The organism is Enterobacter sp. 22466, from assembly GCF_052044775.1.
Classification (GTDB): Bacteria; Pseudomonadota; Gammaproteobacteria; order Enterobacterales; family Enterobacteriaceae; genus Enterobacter; species Enterobacter dissolvens.
Window position 1 is genome coordinate 197,907 of sequence record NZ_JBQENX010000001.1, and the last position, 16,167, is coordinate 214,073.

13 protein-coding genes are annotated in these 16,167 nt (G+C 52.0%); 7 read left to right on the forward strand and 6 right to left on the reverse strand.

The annotated features are described in order from the left end of the window. The 6 genes from ACTJJI_RS00890 to ACTJJI_RS00915 all read right to left on the reverse strand — a co-directional run bounded on the left by ACTJJI_RS00890 (position 1) and on the right by ACTJJI_RS00915 (position 6,465). Entirely contained in the window at positions 1-327 is a 327-nt protein-coding gene (locus ACTJJI_RS00890; protein ID WP_006176899.1) for a cytochrome o ubiquinol oxidase subunit IV, read from the reverse strand. Further along, on the reverse strand, positions 327-941 hold the full coding sequence (locus tag ACTJJI_RS00895; RefSeq protein WP_008503324.1) for a cytochrome o ubiquinol oxidase subunit III: 615 nt from the start codon (positions 939-941) through the stop codon (positions 327-329). The genes ACTJJI_RS00890 and ACTJJI_RS00895 overlap by 1 nt, the downstream gene beginning before the upstream one ends. Further along, entirely contained in the window at positions 931-2,922 is a 1,992-nt protein-coding gene (gene cyoB / locus ACTJJI_RS00900) for a cytochrome o ubiquinol oxidase subunit I (RefSeq protein WP_025756181.1), read from the reverse strand. Before cyoB ends, ACTJJI_RS00895 begins: the two co-directional genes overlap by 11 nt. Before the next feature lie 16 nt (positions 2,923-2,938). After that, complete coding sequence (cyoA, locus tag ACTJJI_RS00905; RefSeq protein WP_013095851.1) at positions 2,939-3,886, reverse strand: cytochrome o ubiquinol oxidase subunit II; 948 nt, start codon at positions 3,884-3,886, stop codon at positions 2,939-2,941. Between the two features lie 479 nt (positions 3,887-4,365). Then, positions 4,366-5,841 (reverse strand): muropeptide MFS transporter AmpG, encoded by a 1,476-nt coding sequence (gene ampG, locus ACTJJI_RS00910; protein WP_047360804.1) that lies wholly within the window; start codon positions 5,839-5,841, stop codon positions 4,366-4,368. A 45-nt stretch (positions 5,842-5,886) separates the two neighbouring features. Then, positions 5,887-6,465, reverse strand: coding sequence for a lipoprotein (locus ACTJJI_RS00915; RefSeq protein WP_440652698.1), 579 nt, complete (start codon positions 6,463-6,465; stop codon positions 5,887-5,889). Positions 6,466-6,770: 305 nt separating this feature from the next. Between ACTJJI_RS00915 and bolA the strand changes: the two genes are divergently transcribed. The 7 genes from bolA to ppiD all read left to right on the forward strand — a co-directional run bounded on the left by bolA (position 6,771) and on the right by ppiD (position 16,107). Continuing rightward, positions 6,771-7,088, forward strand: a complete 318-nt coding sequence (bolA, locus tag ACTJJI_RS00920; protein WP_014830876.1) for a transcriptional regulator BolA — start codon at positions 6,771-6,773, stop codon at positions 7,086-7,088. Positions 7,089-7,418: 330 nt separating this feature from the next. Then, a complete protein-coding gene (tig, locus tag ACTJJI_RS00925; protein WP_440652700.1) occupies positions 7,419-8,717 on the forward strand; it encodes a trigger factor in 1,299 nt (432 codons plus the stop codon). A 258-nt stretch (positions 8,718-8,975) separates the two neighbouring features. Then, positions 8,976-9,599 (forward strand): ATP-dependent Clp endopeptidase proteolytic subunit ClpP, encoded by a 624-nt coding sequence (gene clpP / locus ACTJJI_RS00930; RefSeq protein WP_014069126.1) that lies wholly within the window; start codon positions 8,976-8,978, stop codon positions 9,597-9,599. Between the two features lie 127 nt (positions 9,600-9,726). Further along, positions 9,727-11,001 carry an ATP-dependent protease ATP-binding subunit ClpX gene (gene clpX, locus ACTJJI_RS00935; protein ID WP_014830877.1) on the forward strand — a complete coding sequence of 425 codons (1,275 nt, stop codon included), beginning with the start codon at positions 9,727-9,729 and terminating at the stop codon, positions 10,999-11,001. Between the two features lie 184 nt (positions 11,002-11,185). Continuing rightward, positions 11,186-13,540 (forward strand): endopeptidase La, encoded by a 2,355-nt coding sequence (gene lon / locus ACTJJI_RS00940; protein ID WP_440652703.1) that lies wholly within the window; start codon positions 11,186-11,188, stop codon positions 13,538-13,540. A gap of 210 nt (positions 13,541-13,750) precedes the next feature. After that, entirely contained in the window at positions 13,751-14,023 is a 273-nt protein-coding gene (hupB, locus tag ACTJJI_RS00945; RefSeq protein WP_002444653.1) for a nucleoid-associated protein HU-beta, read from the forward strand. 212 nt (positions 14,024-14,235) lie between these two features. Next, positions 14,236-16,107 (forward strand): peptidylprolyl isomerase, encoded by a 1,872-nt coding sequence (gene ppiD, locus ACTJJI_RS00950; protein ID WP_050860809.1) that lies wholly within the window; start codon positions 14,236-14,238, stop codon positions 16,105-16,107. The last annotated feature ends 60 nt before the right edge of the window (positions 16,108-16,167 follow it).

Consider the following 16,167-nt stretch of genomic DNA (forward strand, 5'->3'; position numbering starts at 1 on the left):
TTAGTGAACCATCATGTTGTAGTTAAGGTTCCACATAATCCAGATGGAACCGACTACCAGGATAGCGATGATAATCACGGTAAAGATGAATGCCGTCATGTTCCAGCCTTCATCGGACTTGGTGTTCATGTGCAGGAAGCAAACCAGATGCACCAGAATCTGAATCACCGCGGTCACCAGGATTGCACCCAGAATAACCGGCTTAGACGCAGAACCGCTCATCACCATCCAGAACGGGATCACTGTCAGGATGATCGACAGGATAAAACCTGTCATGTAGGTTTTTACGCTACCGTGGGAAGCGCCATGATCGTTTGAATGACTCATTACATCGCCCCCATCAGATACACTACAGAGAACACACAGATCCATACCACGTCCAGGAAGTGCCAGAACAGGCTCAGGCACAGGATACGGGTACGGTTAGTACTGGTCAGGCCGCGACGGGAAATCTGGAACATCAGTACCGCCATCCAGATCAGACCCGAGGTCACGTGCAGACCGTGGGTACCGACCAGCGCGAAGAACGCGGACAGGAAGCCACTGCGATCTGGCCCGAAGCCTTCCATAATCAGGTGATGGAATTCATAGATTTCCATCCCGATAAATCCAGCACCAAACAACCAGGTCAACGCCAGCCAGGAGACAACCTGGCTCTTGTTGTTTTTGTACATGGCGATAGCCGCCATGCCGTAGGTAATGGAGCTGAATAACAGCAGTGCGGTTTCAACCAGAACGAACGGCAGTTCAAAAATGTCCTTGCCGGTCGGGCCGCCCGCTGTGCCGTTCACCAGAACGGCATAGGTCGCGAACAGACAGCAGAACAGAATGCAGTCGCTCATCAGGTAGATCCAGAAACCGAAGACTTTGGTCGGTCCTGTATCGTGGTGCGCATGTTCATGCGCGTGGGCAGTCGAGTGCGCCAGAGTATCAGTTGCCATTTTTCAGCCCCGCTTTAGAAATCTCGTCGAAATGCTGATTTTCCAGCTTTTCAACTTCACGGACTGGTACGTAGTAGTCCACGTCCTCGTCAAAGCTCTTCACAATCCAGCTGATTACGATGCCAGCAAAGCCAACAATCGCCATCCACCAGATGTGCCAGATCATTGCGAAACCAAATACCGTTGCGAAAGCGGCAATCACAATGCCCGCGCCGCTGTTTTTCGGCATGTGGATCTCTTCGTAATGAGCAGGTTGCTTGTACGCTTCACCTTTTTCTTTCATTTCCCAGAATGCGTCGCGTTCATGGACCTGCGGCACAACGGCAAAGTTATAGAACGGAGGTGGAGAAGAGGTCGCCCACTCCAGCGTACGGCCACCCCATGGGTCACCGGTCAGATCACGGTTCTGGTCGCGGTCGCGAATAGACACGTAGAACTGAATCAGCTGAGACGCGATACCACAAGCAATCAGCACCGCACCGCCCGCTGCAACCATCAGCATTGGGTGGAACTGTGGATCAATCTGCTGGCTCAGACGACGGGTCATACCCATGAAGCCCAGCACGTACAGCGGCATAAACGCCACGAAGAAGCCGATGATCCAGAACCAGAACGCGCGTTTACCCCATTTTTCGTTCAGCGTGAAGCCGAACGCTTTTGGCCACCAGTAGGTTACGCCGGCGAAGCAGCCGAAGACCACGCCACCGATGATAACGTTATGGAAGTGCGCAATCAGGAACAGACTGTTGTGCAGAACGAAGTCAGCACCCGGTACCGCCAGCAGTACGCCGGTCATCCCACCTACGGAGAAGGTCACGATGAAGCCGATGGTCCACAGCATTGCTGAGTGGAACACGATACGGCCCTGGTACATGGTGAACAGCCAGTTGAAGATCTTAACCCCGGTAGGGATGGCGATAATCATGGTGGTAATACCGAAGAAGGCGTTTACGTTCGCGCCCGCACCCATGGTGAAGAAGTGGTGCAGCCAAACGATGAACGACAGAACGGTAATACACACGGTTGCCCACACCAGAGAGGTGTAACCAAACAGACGTTTACGCGAGAAGGTTGCTGCGATTTCGGAGAATACACCGAACACCGGCAGAACCAGGATGTACACTTCCGGGTGACCCCACGCCCAAATCAGGTTGATGTACATCATCATGTTGCCACCCATATCGTTGGTAAAGAAATGGGTGCCCAGGTAGCGGTCCAGGGTCAGCAGCGCGATGGTGACAGTCAGAATTGGGAAGGACGCAATAATCAGGATGTTGGCGCACAGAGATGCCCAGGTAAATACCGGCATCTTGAACATGGTCATGCCAGGGGCACGCATCTTGATAATGGTCACGAAGAAGTTAATACCGGTCAGGGTTGTACCAACACCGGAGAGCTGAAGCGCCCAAATCCAGTAGTCGACACCTACGCCCGGACTGTATTCAATTCCTGACAACGGCGGGTAAGCCAGCCAGCCGGTCTGTGCGAATTCGCCCACACCCAGTGACAGGTTAACCAGGATAACGCCGACAACCGTGAACCAGAAGCTCAGGTTGTTCAGGAACGGGAACGCAACGTCGCGCGCGCCGATTTGCAGCGGAACGACCACGTTCATCAGACCGATAACCAGCGGCATCGCCACGAAGAAGATCATGATAACGCCGTGGGCGGTAAAGATCTGGTCGTAGTGATGCGGCGGCAGGAAGCCGGCTTCACCCGCAGACGCGAGTGCCTGCTGGCTACGCATCATGATCGCATCCGCAAAGCCACGAATTAACATGACGATACCGACGATGCAGTACATGATACCGAGTTTTTTGTGGTCAACCGAAGTCAGCCACTCGTTCCACAGGTAGCTCCACTTACCGAAGTAAGTGATCAAGGCCAGTAAGGCCGCGCCACCGATGATAATGGCAGCCACCGTAACCATGATAATCGGTTCATGGTAGGGCACTGCATCCAGTGTCAATTTTCCGAACATTTTCTTCCTCGGCCCCTTAGTGAGCGGTTTCCGCGTGGCTCATGTCCATGCCTTCCATACCTTCGTGCGCGCTGTGCTCGCCTTCAGGCTGGGTCATGTCCATGCTCTTGCCGTGATCCATAAATTTGCCAATAACGTCTTTGAACAAATCAGGTTTCACGTTAGAGAAGTACTCCACCTTGTTGTATTCGCTAGGTGCAGCCACTTTTTCGAACGCCGCCATGTCAGACATGGTGTTTGGAGACTGCTTCGCTTTTGCAACCCACTGGTCGAAAGCGGCACGGTCCGGCGTCGCAATAGCTTTGAACTTCATACCTGAGAAGCCCGGGCCGCTATAGCTGGCGGAGATACCATCATAGGTGCCTGCTTCATTCGCGATCAGGTGCAGGTTGGTCTGCATACCGGCCATCGCGTAAATCTGGCTACCCAGACGTGGGATGAAGAAGGAGTTCATTACGGAGTTGGAGGTCACTTTGAACTGAACCGGAGTGTTCGCCGGGAAGGCGATTTCATTCACGGTAGCAATGCCCTGCTCTGGATAGATGAAGAACCATTTCCAGTCCATGGAGACCACTTCGATGGTAATAGGTTTTTCATCGTGAACCAGCGGTTTGCTTGGCTCAAGTGCGTGAGTGGTTTTCCAGGTCAGTACAGCGAGGAACAGGATGATCAGAATAGGAACCGTCCAGACCACAGCTTCCACTTTATTGGAGTGTGACCAGTTAGGGCTATACTTCGCATCTTTATTGCTCGCACGATACTTCCAGGCGAAACCAACAGCCATCAAAATGGCTGGAATAACCACAATCAACATCAGGCCAAATGCCGTCAGTATCAGTGAACGTTGTTCCAGTCCAATCTGTCCTTTGGGGTCTAGTAGTGCAGAATCACAGCCACTGAGTAATACAGTGCCTGCAAATAATGACAACCATCCCAAACTTTTATTGTATTTCCTGAGTCTCATTTAACGACCTCAATTCCACGGGAGTCTGGTGGCGTTTAAAGTGTGGGGGCATTTTACGGGAAGGTTACATTACTGTAAACATCATTAGGCCTGTGTCAGGAAGGTGTTACCGGGTTCTGCCGCACGTGTCACAAGTGTTGCAAATTATGTCGGTTTTTATGACCGAAGCCGCATGGTATGGGCTTTATAACGAAAGGACCCCCAAGCATACCCTAAAAGGGGCAATTGGTATAACCATTGTTAAAAATAAACAAAAAATTAACAATTAATTATCAATAAAAAGACAACTAAAAAACGAAAATTCAATCTTTCTCATGCTGAATCGTTTAATGAAAAATAGCCAGATGGAAACGGCTCCAATAATTTCCAAATCCTATCCCGCACAAAACAACAAATATTTTTTTTAGCGTCTGTCGGTTATTTCACCGTTATAATTTCGGTTAGTGATTACAACGGGAAATAACCTTTCGTTTTTATCTTCAGGACATCTGCGTTTTACGCAACGCCAGAAAATCGAGCAGCCCGCCGAGGAGGATCCCGGCGACCGCCAGCAGGGCGCCGACATCCAGGAGAAGGGCTTCGAGAGGAAGAGTCAGGGCGGTACTGGCATTGATAATGAGCACTACGAGCCATAACCCCAGCGCCAGACATCCCACCATTAACAGGCGTAGCGCAAAGCGGTAGGCGCGCTGATATTCCGTTCGCGGCATAAAGTGTTCTGTCCTCTGGGTATATTCCAGCGTCTGGCGGCAGACCAGCAACAATAAAATGCCGGGTACGGCCGCCACCACGGAGAAGAGATAAAACGTCGGCCAACCGTGCGCCTCAACAAACCAGCCCGCAATCGGCCCAACATACACCCGACCCACGGCAGAAAGCGCCGACAGCAGAGCGAACTGCGTTGCCGAAAACGATTTGTTGCAGAGCGTCATCAGCAGGGCGACAAACGCCGCAGTACCCATTCCGCCACAGAGGTTTTCAAAGAACACCGCCGCCGCCATGCTGACCATGTGTTTATCGGTAATCGACAACAGCCAGTAACCTGCGTTAGACGCGCCCTGAAGAATGCCGAAGATTAGCAATGCGCGGAACAGCGTCAGGCGCTGCATCAACACGCCGCCGTACAGTGCGCCGACGATGGTGGCAAACAGTCCGAGGGTTTTATTCACTACTCCCACTTCACCGGCATCAAACCCGACACCGCGGATCAGAAACGTGGTGGTCAGACTCATCGCGAAGGCATCACCCAGCTTATAAAGGACGATAAGCAGCAGGATCAGCCAGGCATTGTTACGGCCAAAGAAATCACGCAACGGTTCGGCAACGGCCTGCTCCAGCGAACGGGGAACCGGGATTACGTCGCTCGGCTCGGGGGCGAGCAGGGTGGCAATAATGCACGGGATCAGCAGGGCGGCCATCAGCCAGTACATGCCCTGCCAGCCCAGATAGCGGTCCGCCAGCCATAACGCCAGACCGCCGGATACCAGCATGCCCAGACGATAGCCCAGCACGCTGATGGCCGCACCGGCTCCACGTTCTTCCGCGGGCAACACGTCCGTTTTCCAGGCATCAAACACGATATCCTGTGAAGCGGAACAGAAGGCAATCACCACCGCAAGGGCGGCCATCCAGCGAAGCTGTGTTGACGGCTCCAGAAAGCCCATGCCGGCAATGGCCAGCAGCAGCAGGACCTGCGTCATCACCAGCCAGCCGCGACGACGGCCCAGGAACGGTGGGGTATAGCGATCCATCACCGGCGACCAGAGGAACTTAAAGACATACGCCTGGCCGACGAGCGAGAAGAAGCCAATGGTTTTGAGATCGATATTCTCAACCGTCATCCAGGCCTGCAGTGTGCCGGACGTGAGCGCGAGGGGTAAACCGGAGGCAAAGCCAAGGATCAGCAAAATGGCTGATTTGGGTTGCTGGAAAATGCGTAAGTAATGTCTGGACATGTTCTTAAAAACTGACCCGGCACACAACCGGGTCAGTCAGCAGGATTAACGCGCGTTTTGCTTGATAAAGTCGTGAATGCTCGTGTCCTGCGCCATATCGGCGATGGTATCGGTCAGCACGCTGTTTACGGCGTTAGCGATGTTCTGGTTAGATGCCTGGAATGCCCCTTCTACGGAGTAGCTGGCGCGATAGTTTTTGGTCATCTTATTGCCGTTCTTCGCGGTTGCTATGATGGCAATGTCCGCTTTGGTAGCGATGTTGTAGCGAACGTTACCCTGGGAAACGTCAGCGTACAGGTTGTTAACGATAATCTGCAGATCAACCGCGCCGCTTGGGCCAATCATGTAACCACGGGAGGTCATCTGTTTCTCGAGCACTTCCTGCAGCAGGAAGCGCAGGTCACGGGAAGCGGTCAACGTCACCAGTTGGTTTTCGCGGGTCACTTTCGCCAGGGCCTGATCCTGACGCTGATCGGCACCGTTAATGCTCACGGTCACGCCCATCAGGCTTGGATCCTGCTGAGGCAGTGTGATTTTTGGTGAGACATCAATGGTGGTTGGTGGGGTAGCGCAGCCGGCCAGCATAAAAAGGGCTACCAACGGAAAGAAGAGTTTTTTTAACATTTTCGGGTTCTCAACGAATCGTAAGCATATAGAGAGAAAAATTGCCGCCATCATAACATCGCTAACGGCCAGGGGAAGTGGTCAACGCATGTAAATTCATCGCCTTGTCTGAAAACTGACCAGCTCACCCGTTTTCTCAACCTTGGAATGACAAAACGTATGAGTCTCACAGTGAACTTTATTCGTTTGAATGAGAAAATAAGACGAAAGCTAAATATTTGTTGTCTTGTTGTAATGGAACCGGTAAAAGCGGCTAACATTTAAAGGGATGGGTGACATCCTGGCGTTGTCGGAGGAGTAATTTCATGATGATACGTGAGCAGATAGAAGATAAATTAAGGGCAGCGTTCAACCCTGTGTTCCTCGAAGTCGTCGACGAAAGCTATCGTCATAACGTGCCGGCAGGTTCTGAAAGCCACTTCAAAGTGGTTCTGGTTAGCGATCGCTTCACGGGAGAACGTTTCCTGAACCGACATCGCATGATCTACAGCACCTTGACGGATGAACTCTCCACAACCGTACATGCCCTGGCGTTGCATACCTACACCATTAAGGAGTGGGAAGGCTTGCAGGATACGGTATTTGCATCCCCGCCTTGTCGCGGTGCAGGCACCATCGCCTGATAAATCGGATTTGCAACCGCTGGAGTTTTTCCAGTATGTTGCTTACAGATTTCCTCAAAACGGCCTCCGGGCCGTTTTGTTTTGTCTGAGTTTTGAGCGGATGGTGCGATTTTAAGGCTAAAAATAGCCTTAAAGTGTGAAAAAAGCCGCAGCAACATGCCCCAACCGTTCTCGACTCACCTAAGTGATGCCGCTATAATGCCGCGTCTTATTGAATGTCTTCGGGATGATTCTGGCGACAGGGAATGTGAATCTGCACTAAGAGAGCATCCCGGTAAAACAGACAGATTCAGAGTTGACCGAGCACTGTGATTTTTTTGAGGTAACAAGATGCAAGTTTCAGTTGAAACCACTCAAGGCCTTGGCCGCCGTGTAACGATTACTATCGCTGCTGACAGCATCGAAACTGCTGTGAAAAGCGAGCTGGTCAACGTAGCAAAAAAAGTACGTATTGACGGCTTCCGTAAGGGCAAAGTACCAATGAATGTTGTTGCTCAGCGTTATGGCGCTTCCGTGCGTCAGGATGTGCTGGGTGAACTGATGAGCCGCAACTTTATCGATGCGATCATCAAAGAAAAAATCAATCCGGCCGGTGCGCCGAACTACGTGCCAGGCGAATACAAACAGGGCGAAGACTTCACCTACTCTGTAGAGTTCGAAGTGTATCCGGAAGTTGAACTGAAAGGTCTGGAATCTATCGAAGTTGAAAAACCGATTGTTTCCGTAACTGACGAAGATGTCGACGGCATGCTGGATACCCTGCGTAAGCAGCAGGCTAACTGGAAAGAAAAAGAAGGCGCTGTTGACGCTGAAGACCGTGTCACCATCGACTTCACCGGTTCTGTAGACGGCGAAGAGTTCGAAGGCGGCAAAGCGACTGACTTCGTACTGGCTATGGGCCAGGGTCGTATGATCCCAGGCTTCGAAGACGGTATTAAAGGCCACAAAGCGGGCGAAGAGTTCACCATCGACGTGACCTTCCCGGAAGAGTACCACGCTGAAAACCTGAAAGGTAAAGCGGCGAAGTTCGTCATCAACCTGAAGAAAGTTGAAGAGCGCGAGCTGCCAGAACTGACTGAAGAGTTCATCAAGCGTTTCGGCGTGGAAGATGGTTCTGTTGCCGGTCTGCGTACTGAAGTACGTAAAAACATGGAACGCGAGCTGAACGGTGCTGTGCGTAACCGTGTGAAATCTCAGGCGATCGAAGGTCTGGTGAAAGCGAACGAAATCGACGTTCCAGCAGCCCTGATCGACAGCGAAATCGACGTACTGCGCCGTCAGGCTGCTCAGCGTTTCGGTGGCAACCAGCAGCAAGCGATGGAACTGCCACGCGAGCTGTTCGAAGAGCAAGCAAAACGCCGCGTTGTAGTTGGCCTGCTGCTGGGCGAAGTGATTCGTACCCACGAGCTGAAAGCTGACGAAGAGCGTGTGAAAGGCTTGATCGAAGAGATGGCTTCCGCATACGAAGATCCATCAGAAGTTATCGAGTTCTACGGTAAGAACAAAGAGCTGATGGACAACATGCGTAACGTTGCCCTGGAAGAGCAGGCGGTTGAAGCGGTACTGGCGAAAGCGAAAGTGACCGAAAAAGCGACCTCTTTCAACGAACTGATGAACCAGCAGGCGTAATTTCGCCCCGAAGGTTTAAAGTTTGAACAAAAACCCGTTGCCTTCCGGCAACGGGTTTTTTTTATCGCACCAATAGCCCAGGAAGGGTGCTAAAACGCCCTTTCGGTGTTAGCGTAACAACAAAAGGTTGTTATGCTTGAAATAGGGCAATGTAAACCCCATAAGTGTGTAATCAGATGAATGAGACTGGCTGATAATCCGTCCGTAAGGTTACAATCAGTACAGCAGGTGTTTTCAATTTTGATCCAGGAGACGGAAATGTCATACAGTGGCGAACGAGATAACTTTGCACCCCATATGGCTCTGGTGCCAATGGTTATTGAACAGACCTCACGTGGTGAGCGTTCTTTTGATATCTATTCCCGTCTGCTCAAGGAACGCGTTATCTTTCTGACCGGCCAGGTGGAAGACCACATGGCGAACCTGATCGTGGCGCAGATGCTGTTTCTGGAAGCGGAAAACCCGGAAAAAGACATTTACCTGTACATTAACTCCCCAGGCGGCGTGATTACGGCGGGTATGTCCATTTATGACACCATGCAATTCATCAAGCCTGATGTGAGCACTATCTGTATGGGTCAGGCAGCATCTATGGGCGCTTTCCTGTTAACCGCAGGGGCAAAAGGCAAACGTTTCTGCCTGCCGAATTCCCGCGTGATGATTCACCAGCCGCTGGGTGGTTACCAGGGGCAGGCGACGGATATCGAAATCCACGCCCGCGAAATCCTGAAAGTAAAAGCGCGCATGAATGAACTTATGGCGCAGCATACGGGTCAATCTCTTGAGCAGATCGAGCGCGATACCGAGCGCGATCGCTTCCTCTCAGCTCCAGAGGCAGTAGAGTACGGCTTAGTCGACTCCGTTTTGACCCATCGTAATTGATGCCCGCGACGCGAGTGTGCCGCTATACTAAGGTAAAGCGGCACTCTGCTTGAGAGCAGCTTGCGTCTGAGAATGGCATTTGCGTCGTCATGTGCGGCACAAAGAACTTAAAAAGAGGTTTGGACTCATGACAGATAAACGCAAAGATGGTTCGGGCAAACTGCTGTACTGCTCTTTTTGCGGCAAAAGCCAGCATGAAGTGCGTAAACTGATTGCCGGGCCGTCCGTGTATATCTGCGACGAATGTGTTGATTTATGTAATGACATCATTCGCGAAGAGATTAAAGAAGTAGCCCCTCACCGTGAGCGTAGCGCGCTGCCGACACCGCATGAAATTCGTCATCACCTTGACGACTATGTCATCGGTCAGGAGCAGGCGAAGAAAGTGCTGGCGGTGGCGGTGTATAACCACTACAAACGCCTGCGTAACGGTGATACCAGCAATGGCGTGGAACTGGGTAAAAGTAACATTCTGCTGATCGGCCCAACCGGTTCCGGTAAAACGCTGCTGGCTGAAACGCTCGCACGCCTGCTGGATGTGCCGTTCACCATGGCGGATGCCACCACCCTGACCGAAGCCGGTTATGTGGGTGAAGATGTGGAAAACATCATCCAGAAACTGCTGCAGAAGTGCGATTACGACGTACAGAAAGCCCAGCGCGGGATCGTCTATATCGATGAGATCGACAAGATCTCCCGTAAATCAGACAACCCGTCTATCACCCGTGACGTATCAGGTGAAGGTGTACAGCAGGCATTACTGAAGCTGATCGAAGGGACCGTTGCCGCAGTGCCGCCGCAGGGTGGCCGTAAACATCCGCAGCAGGAGTTCCTGCAGGTTGATACCTCCAAGATCCTGTTCATCTGTGGTGGTGCTTTCGCCGGTCTGGATAAAGTTATTTCCCACCGTGTTGAAACCGGCTCCGGCATTGGTTTTGGCGCAACGGTGAAAGCGAAATCAGAGAAAGCGAACGAAGGCGAACTGCTGTCCCAGGTTGAACCAGAAGATCTGATTAAATTTGGTCTGATCCCTGAATTCATTGGTCGTCTGCCGGTTGTCGCCACGCTGAATGAGCTGAGTGAAGAAGCGCTGATCCAGATCCTGAAAGAGCCGAAAAACGCGCTGACCAAGCAGTATCAGGCACTGTTCAATCTGGAAGGCGTAGAGCTGGAATTCCGCGATGAAGCGCTGGATGCGATTGCGAAGAAAGCGATGATCCGTAAAACCGGTGCACGTGGTCTGCGTTCCATCGTTGAAGCGGCGCTGCTTGATACCATGTACGACCTGCCTTCTATGGAAGATGTCGAAAAAGTGGTTATCGACGAATCTGTTATCGGCGGTCAGACCAAGCCACTGCTGATTTACGGTAAACCGGAAGCACAGCAGGCATCTGGCGAATAATTCACCAAATCATACAAGCAGTTAATCAAAAAGGGGGGATTTTATCTCCCCTTTACTTTTTCCGTATTCATGGCGTTGAATGTGTGGGAAACATCCCCATATACTGGATTACATGTTAATGGTTGTGTGAAGCACAGTTACATGACCAGTTTACCTGGCGGACACTAAACTAAGAGAGAGCTCTATGAATCCTGAGCGTTCTGAACGCATTGAAATCCCCGTATTGCCGTTGCGCGATGTGGTGGTTTATCCGCACATGGTCATACCCTTATTTGTAGGGCGGGAAAAATCTATCCGTTGCCTCGAAGCCGCCATGGATCATGATAAAAAAATCATGTTGGTTGCGCAGAAGGAAGCTTCAACGGATGAGCCGGGTGTAAACGATCTTTTCACCGTCGGGACCGTGGCCTCTATTTTGCAGATGCTGAAGCTGCCTGACGGCACCGTTAAGGTGCTGGTAGAAGGTCTGCAGCGTGCGCGTATTACCACCCTGTCTGACAATGGCGAACATTTCTCTGCCAAGGCAGAGTACCTTGACTCGCCTCAGCTTGATGAGCGCGAGCAGGAAGTGCTGGTGCGCACCGCGATTAGCCAGTTTGAAGGCTATATCAAGCTGAACAAGAAAATCCCACCAGAAGTGCTGACGTCGCTGAACAGCATCGACGATCCTGCGCGTCTGGCGGACACCATCGCAGCGCATATGCCGCTGAAGCTGGCTGACAAACAGTCCGTGCTGGAGATGTCCGACGTTAACGAACGTCTGGAATACCTGATGGCGATGATGGAGTCTGAAATCGATCTGCTGCAGGTTGAGAAGCGTATTCGCAACCGCGTGAAAAAGCAGATGGAAAAATCACAGCGTGAGTACTATCTGAATGAGCAAATGAAAGCCATTCAGAAAGAGCTCGGCGAGATGGACGACGCGCCGGACGAAAACGAAGCGCTGAAGCGTAAGATCGACGCGGCAAAAATGCCGAAAGAGGCCAAAGAGAAAGCGGAAGCTGAACTGCAGAAGCTGAAAATGATGTCTCCGATGTCGGCTGAAGCGACAGTGGTGCGTGGCTACATCGAGTGGATGGTTCAGGTGCCGTGGAACGCCCGAAGCAAGGTCAAAAAAGACCTGCGTCAGGCGCAGGAGATCCTGGATACCGACCACTACGGCCTGGAGCGTGTGAAAGACCGCATCCTTGAGTACCTCGCGGTACAAAGCCGTGTAAACAAACTGAAAGGCCCAATCCTCTGTCTGGTTGGACCGCCAGGGGTAGGTAAAACCTCTCTGGGTCAGTCGATTGCGAAAGCGACCGGACGTAAATATATCCGTATGGCGCTGGGTGGCGTACGCGACGAAGCGGAAATCCGCGGTCACCGTCGTACCTATATCGGTTCTATGCCGGGTAAATTGATCCAGAAGATGGCGAAAGTGGGGGTTAAAAACCCATTGTTCCTGCTCGATGAGATCGACAAAATGTCGTCGGACATGCGTGGCGATCCGGCCTCGGCTTTGCTGGAAGTGCTTGATCCAGAACAGAACGTGGCGTTCAGCGATCACTATCTGGAAGTGGACTACGATCTGAGCGATGTGATGTTCGTGGCGACCTCCAACTCCATGAACATTCCGGCTCCGCTGCTGGATCGTATGGAGGTGATCCGTCTGTCTGGTTATACCGAAGACGAGAAGCTGAACATTGCGAAACAGCATTTGCTGCCGAAACAGATTGAGCGTAACGCACTGAAAACCAACGAGCTGACCGTAGAGGACAGCGCGATCATCGGCATCATTCGCTACTACACGCGTGAAGCGGGTGTGCGTAGTCTTGAGCGTGAAATCTCGAAACTGTGCCGTAAAGCGGTGAAACAGCTGCTGCTGGATAAGAGCCTGAAACACATCACCATTAACGGCGATAACCTGCATGCCTATCTGGGCGTTCAGCGTTTCGACTATGGTCGTGCGGACAACGAAAACCGCGTGGGTCAGGTCACCGGTCTGGCATGGACGGAAGTGGGTGGCGATCTGCTGACCATCGAAACCGCCTGTGTGCCAGGTAAAGGTAAACTGACTTATACCGGTTCTCTGGGCGAAGTCATGCAGGAGTCCATCCAGGCGGCCTTGACCGTGGTACGCGCGCGCGCGGAGAAACTGGGCATTAACCCGGATTTCTACGAAAAACGCGACATCCACGTTCACGTCCCGGAAGGGGCAACGCCGAAAGATGGCCCAAGCGCAGGTATCGCGATGTGTACCGCGCTGGTCTCCTGTCTGACAGGCAACCCGGTCCGCGCTGATGTGGCAATGACCGGTGAAATCACCCTGCGCGGTCAGGTTCTGCCAATCGGTGGTTTAAAAGAAAAACTGCTGGCGGCACATCGTGGTGGGATCAAAACCGTATTGATTCCTTACGAGAACAAACGCGATCTGGAAGAGATTCCGGACAACGTGATTGCCGATCTGCAGATCCATCCTGTTAAGCGAATTGAGGAAGTTCTTACTCTCGCATTGCAGAATGAACCGTCCGGAATGCAGGTTGTAACCGCAAAATAGTGACCTCGCGCAAAGAGCGTCAATAAAAACAAGGCTGGTAAGTCATTTCGCACTTGCCAGCCTTTTTTTGTATAGCTAATTTAGATTGCTGATTAGGTCAGCCATCAACAACGGGTGTTGTAAGGTCATGGCAGGCCTGATATAACTGCTGCGCGGTCGCGTTGTGAAGGATTCAGGCGCGATATAAATTATAAAGAGAGGAAGAGAACAGTGAATAAATCTCAACTGATTGACAAAATTGCTGCTGGTGCTGATATTTCTAAAGCTGCAGCTGGACGTGCGTTAGATGCATTAATTGCTTCTGTTACTGAATCTCTGCAGGCTGGGGACGACGTTGCACTGGTAGGCTTCGGTACTTTTGCTGTTAAAGAGCGTGCTGCCCGTACTGGCCGCAACCCTCAGACCGGTAAAGAGATCACCATTGCTGCCGCTAAAGTGCCGGGTTTCCGTGCAGGTAAAGCGCTGAAAGACGCAGTAAACTGATTGCTTTCCCGTTTCAGGGAAGCCGAAAAGTACAAGGGCGCATCATTTGATGTGCCTTTTTTGTTTGTCCAGACCTGATTTGTGCGAGTTTATGCGAGTTGTGGGCTGACAATCGCCCCGTTTTCTTGTCACAATACGTCTTTACGCGCGACGGTCAGGATTTTCCGTTAGCGTCAGGTAACCAGTCACCTACAGCGGAGTGTTGTTACACCATGATGGACAGCTTACGCACGGCTGCTAACAGTCTCGTGCTCAAGATTATTTTCGGTATCATTATCGTGTCGTTCATATTGACCGGCGTGAGCAGTTACCTTATCGGCGGTGGCGCGAACTATGCCGCAAAAGTGAATGGCCAGGAAATCAGCCGTGGGCAGTTCGAGAATGCGTTTGCCGGTGAACGTAACCGTATGCAGCAACAGCTGGGCGACCAGTTCTCTGAACTGGCAGCGAACGAAGGATACATGAAAACCCTGCGCCAACAGACACTGAACCGCCTTATTGACGAAGCGCTCCTGGATCAATATGCCAAAAAACTGGGTCTGGGTATCAGCGATGAGCAGGTTAAAAAAGCTATTTTCTCAACTCAGGCATTCCAGTCTAACGGCAAATTCGACAACGCCCGCTATAACAGCATTGTGAATCAGATGGGCATGACGGCCGATCAATACGCTCAGGCGCTGCGTAACCAGCTGACGACGCAACAGCTGATCAATGCGGTGGTTGGCACTGATTTTATGCTCAAAGGTGAAACTGACGAACTGGCAGCCCTGGTGGCGCAGCAGCGTGTTGTGCGCCAGGCGACCATCGATGTGAATGCGCTTGCGGCGAAGCAGCAGGTGAGTGATGCAGAGATTAACGCGTACTACGAGCAGAACAAAAATAGCTTTGTTGCACCTGAACAGTTCCGCGTGAGCTACATCAAGCTGGATGCTGCTGCGTTGCAGGAAACCGCCACTGATGCGGAAATCCAGTCTTACTACGATCAGCATCAGGATCAGTTCACTCAGCCTCAGCGTAACCGCTACAGCGTGATTCAGACCAAAACAGAAGCCGATGCCAAAGCCGTTCTGGATGAGCTGAACAAAGGCGCAGATTTCGCGACCGTCGCGAAAGCAAAATCCACCGACATCATCTCTGCGAAAAATGGCGGTGATATGGGCTGGCTGGAAGCGGCGACTACACCGGATGAGCTGAAAAATGCTGGTCTGAAAGACAAAGGCCAGCTGTCGGGTGTGATTAAATCATCCGTTGGTTTCCTGGTTGCGCGTCTGGATGATATCGAACCCGCTAAAACCAAGCCTCTGGCTGAAGTGCGTGATGATATCGCCGCCAAAGTGAAACAGGAAAAAGCGCTGGATGCTTACTATGCTCTGCAGCAGAAAGTGAGCGATGCAGCGAGCAACGACAATGAGTCTCTGGCGGGTGCAGAGCAGGCCGCAGGCGTGAAAGCGGTTGAGACCGGCTGGTTTGGCCGTGACAACCTGCCGGAAGAGCTGAACTTCAAACCGGTTTCGGATGCCATCTTCAACGGTGGTCTGGTGGGTGAGAACGGTACGCCGGGCAGCAACTCAGATATCATTACCGTTGACGGTGACCGCGCGTTTGTTCTGCGCGTGAGCGAGCACAAGCCTGAAGCGGTAAAACCGCTGGCGGAAGTGAAAGATCAGGTTGTTGCGCAGGTTAAACATAACAAAGCGGAACAGCAGGCAAAACTGGATGCTGAGAAGATCCTGGCTGATCTGAAAGCCGGTAAAGAAGACGCCCTGAAAGCGGCGGGTCTGAGTTTCGGTGACGCGAAAACGCTGAGCCGTACCGGTCAGGACCCAATCAGCCAGGCTGTGTTTGGTCTGAGCCTGCCTGCGAAGGACAAGCCAAGCTTCGGCACGACAACCGACATGCAGGGTAACGTCGTTCTGCTGGCGCTGGACGAAGTGAAAGCCGGCACCATGCCAGAAGAGCAGAAGAAAGCGATGGTTCAGGGTATCACCCAGAACAATGCCCAGATTGCTTTCGAAGCGATGATGAGCAACCTGCGTAAAGAAGCCAAAATCAAGCTGGGCGATGTGATGACTCAGCAGCAGTAATTACGTATCTGCTCGCAGATTTTCGTAACGCTCTGCAAAACCTGAAGGCCGCTTTCGCGG